General features: G+C 49.0%; 5 protein-coding genes and 1 pseudogene. 2 read left to right on the forward strand and 4 right to left on the reverse strand.

What is annotated here, in order from left to right; all coding sequences use genetic code 11:
- The first annotated feature begins 227 nt into the window (after positions 1-227).
- Both KKD83_02720 and KKD83_02725 read left to right on the forward strand, forming a co-directional pair.
- Positions 228-968: a FadR family transcriptional regulator gene (locus KKD83_02720; protein MBU2535065.1), complete on the forward strand. Its 741-nt coding sequence runs from the start codon at positions 228-230 to the stop codon at positions 966-968.
- Between the two features lie 98 nt (positions 969-1,066).
- Positions 1,067-1,381: a GAF domain-containing protein gene (locus tag KKD83_02725; GenBank protein MBU2535066.1), complete on the forward strand. Its 315-nt coding sequence runs from the start codon at positions 1,067-1,069 to the stop codon at positions 1,379-1,381.
- Positions 1,382-1,611: 230 nt separating this feature from the next.
- On the opposite strand, the gene KKD83_02730 is transcribed toward KKD83_02725, so the two are convergent.
- From KKD83_02730 to KKD83_02745, 4 genes and pseudogenes are all read right to left on the reverse strand, one after another.
- A complete protein-coding gene (locus tag KKD83_02730) occupies positions 1,612-1,752 on the reverse strand; it encodes a hypothetical protein (protein MBU2535067.1) in 141 nt (46 codons plus the stop codon).
- 122 nt (positions 1,753-1,874) lie between these two features.
- A pseudogene (locus KKD83_02735) lies at positions 1,875-2,357 on the reverse strand (hypothetical protein).
- A gap of 63 nt (positions 2,358-2,420) precedes the next feature.
- Positions 2,421-2,906 carry a hypothetical protein gene (locus tag KKD83_02740; GenBank protein ID MBU2535068.1) on the reverse strand — a complete coding sequence of 162 codons (486 nt, stop codon included), beginning with the start codon at positions 2,904-2,906 and terminating at the stop codon, positions 2,421-2,423.
- A gap of 89 nt (positions 2,907-2,995) precedes the next feature.
- Positions 2,996-3,316 (reverse strand): hypothetical protein, encoded by a 321-nt coding sequence (locus tag KKD83_02745; GenBank protein MBU2535069.1) that lies wholly within the window; start codon positions 3,314-3,316, stop codon positions 2,996-2,998.
- Positions 3,317-3,485: the final 169 nt, after the last annotated feature.

Here is a 3,485-nt window from a genome sequence, read left to right on the forward strand (position 1 = left end):
ACCAGCCTTTAGCCAACTCTCCCCTGGTAGAGCCCGCGGTCGAACAATTTGAGAAGGAGTCATTTCATCATGTGGTCTAAACATCAGACAATTATATTAATTTTGGCATTATAATGTTGATTACCTTATTTGTCAAGCCCTCTGCTTGACAAAGACAAGCTAGAAATCTTACTATTTATCAATCAGCTCCACAGGCAAACAACTGGAGTGTTGGGGCGTGCCCGTTAATGGAATCAACCGTAATACCAATTAAAAGGAGACGGCTGACCGACCAGATTGTGGACCAACTGGTCTCACTGATTGTCCACGGCAATTTAAAGAAGGGAGATAAATTGCCGGTGGAACGTGAGTTAATGGAACAATTCGGCGTTGGCCGGAGTTCACTTCGGGAGGCAATAGGTGCCCTGCTACTTACCGGGGTACTTACCACACACCACGGGCGTGGAACATTTGTTAGTGTATCCTCAGATGAATTTCCGTCCCGGGCGCTTACTTGGCGCGTACAGATGGGACGCGAAAATATAAAGGAAATTGTCGAAGCAAGGATTGTCCTTGAACAGGCTATAGCGGGATTGACGGCGGTCAGCGCCACTGAGACAGATATCGCTGAGGTAAGACATTACTTAGAGATAATGAAGAAAAATGCCCAGAGAAGGAACCCGGCTCAAGTTCAAGCCGATTTATCATTTCATCTTGCCTTGGCTAGGGCAAGCCACAATGCCACACTCTTTCGATTTCTTTCCGAGCTGCGTCATCTGATGATACTCTGGATGAAGCCAACGGTACGGAAAGAGAGAATCTATAGTCTTGCTGATACCATCATGGATCACGAAGCGGTGCTCAACGCCGTTGCCATGCGCGACGTGGAAAAAGCCCAGTCGGAGATGCGCCGGCATCTCGAAAGGTCAGCTAATAACCTGTCTCACATACTTCTCCACCAACAACTGGTGTCAAGGGTTGATCACTAATGCTTTTAGATGATGCTCTAACACATTTAGTACACACAGCTACATATGGACTGAGTGATCAATTCTTAAGCAAAGGTGTAATATCGGCTGATCGTATCATGATTGAAACGACGGGAGGCAAGCCAGTCGTTGTCTCAGATGTATCAAATGATCCAAGAATTCAGTATCCCCAGGAGACCATGAAGGAAGGGATATTCAGTGAGCTCAGTGTCCCTCTCTACTTACGAGATAGAATTACAGGCGTTTTAAGAATATACTCCGGTAAAAGACAGGAGTTCAGTGCTGATGTGATCAAATTGCTGTCTGCTATTGCTGACCTCAGCGCTATTGCTATCGAGAATGCCAGAATGCATGAATCTCTTAAAAAAGCCCATGATGTGTGTTTGACGGAACTCGGGTATTGGCAACCATAAGTATATAATCTTTAGCGAACCCCTCTCCAAAGGCATAACCACATTCCGCGCCCTTAGTGGATTTAATATATTTCAAGATGGTGTTTAATCCTCTGGTTGAACGAAAGTCTGTTTTGTGCAATTCAGGTAACAATAGCTTATTATGTGTGATTGAGAACAAAAAAGGGCTGGTCATCCCCGATACCGGGAAAATCCAGCCCCTCTGAATTCTTAGGCTATGTAGAGTAGCCTTAACTCTTGCCAATTCTGAACATCTTGGTACTGCACGTTGGACATACGCCCTGGGTTGCCGGCTTTCCGTTCTTCATTGTTACGGCCTTAGCATCCTTCATCTCCTTTTTGGCACGGCACTTCATACAATACGCTTGCATAGTTTCACCTCCTTCATTTACATTGAGACTAAACCATTCTGTCTGTAAGAGTCAAGAATTTATGGGTAAAAAAGGGGCCCGGGGAATATTTCCCCAGACCCCCAAAGCAATTACCGGTAATTCTAGAACTCGAACAATGCCGGCTGTTCCGCCTCTCTTTGCGCTTCGACTTCCTCTTTTGCTTGTCTCCGCTCTATTCTGTCTCCTTCCTGCCTTACCTGAGCCCTCTTACGATAGAGCCACGACTTGAGCCTGTTTAGCTCTGTCATCCGGTAATTATTCAATGACTCTACCTGAATGTCATCAGGCACTTGATTGCCATTATGGCGGGCATAAGTTTTACCGGCAATGTAAAGATAAATCTAGCTCCAGTCGTGGTCCATAGGCGCTTCCAGGCTGGCGGTGTAGAGATAGGCACAGGCCTCGGCGTCGGTACCGGTCATCTCCTCTCCCTTTAGTGCCTTCATGTTCTCGATGAGCCTCTCCAGGGTGATGGCCTGTTTCAGCCAATCCGGGAGGGTATCTCCCCAGCCCCCGGGCATGACAAGAATGGGATCCGTAAAGACACCTACGATATCGGAGATGCCTTTCTCAATAGTGCTCAAATGTCACCTCCTTTCTGGGCATAGTTACCCCTGCAAAACCGTTGTTTTTCAACGGTTTACCCGTTAGTCCTTGAACCTGGTTATGTGCAGGCAGGCGTAGTGAGCCCGGTAGTTGTCAATCGGGCTTTCCCAGAAGCCGTTGCGGAAGTCGAGTAGGTAGTGCCAGTAGCCCTGATACTCCTGGGTCCGGACCGCTACCAGGTAATCGGTGAATATCCGGACACAGGCTTGCCGCCGGCCGTACATGACGATGACGCCGGGGATACGGTCGGGGTCGGCTTTGTAAATGGGCGGGTAGAAGTCCAGGGATAGCTTCTCCAGCTTCAGGTTATCTATCCAGAAGTGCCGTCCGCCGGCATCATACGTGCCCACGTACACGCTCTTTCCCTCCAGTTCCGTCAGGACTTCAATCAGCCGCGCAAGGGCTTCCCTGCGTTGCTTTTTCAGGGGTATACGAGCTGAGCGTTTACCGAGTGTCACCGTGGCTAAAGGCTCTAGCTTACCTACCTCGATCCTCGTCTCTTTGAAGAGATCGAGTTGAGTGTTCACTTTTACTCTCCTTTCCTTCAGATTTTGGGCATAGGTAGCCCTATCCAAGTGCGTCATTTTGCATCAGTCTGCATCACTTTGAGACAGTTTTAGACAAGAACTGGTGTGCTGCCGTATTTCTGGCTTATCTGGTCGGCCTCTACCGCGCCACTGGGAAGGTCTTTCCGGATATGCTCGACGACAGCCTTGAACCAGCCTACGGGCCGGAACTGAGTACATCCCAAGCAGTCCTCTATTTTACCGATGACTTGAGTAAAGTCCTGGTCAACATACTGGGGCAGGTTGTTCAGCGTTCTGGCTTCCCTGGCGACAATCATGGCCTGCTCCAGCGGCTCGACGGCCTGGTTGAGGTATTCCTCAATCATGCCGGCTGCCTCGCTCACCTTCAAAGCACTCCAGCGTATGGGCATAGTTTCACCTCCTTTCGGGCATAAGTAGCCCTGTAGATTTGAGCAGTAACCCGCTCATCACCAGCCACCAGCTCCGGAGTTGGTGGCCAGTGTCAATGGGCTAATACTCGTCGGGGAATAGTATGGTAGTCGCTGACCTATCGGCCTCGGTGATAATCCAGGTTTTGGG

This window comes from Chloroflexota bacterium (genome assembly GCA_018829775.1).
Classification (GTDB): Bacteria; Chloroflexota; Dehalococcoidia; order Dehalococcoidales; family RBG-16-60-22; genus E44-bin89.

Bases quoted from the DNA above. Each gene is read 5' to 3' on its own strand.
- KKD83_02720 (MBU2535065.1), top strand. From the start codon at position 228: ATGGAATCAACCGTAATACCAATTAAAAGGAGACGGCTGACCGACCAG.
- KKD83_02725 (MBU2535066.1), top strand. From the start codon at position 1,067: ATGATTGAAACGACGGGAGGCAAGCCAGTCGTTGTCTCAGATGTATCA.
- KKD83_02730 (MBU2535067.1), bottom strand. From the start codon at position 1,752: ATGCAAGCGTATTGTATGAAGTGCCGTGCCAAAAAGGAGATGAAGGAT.
- KKD83_02745 (MBU2535069.1), bottom strand. From the start codon at position 3,316: ATGCCCATACGCTGGAGTGCTTTGAAGGTGAGCGAGGCAGCCGGCATG.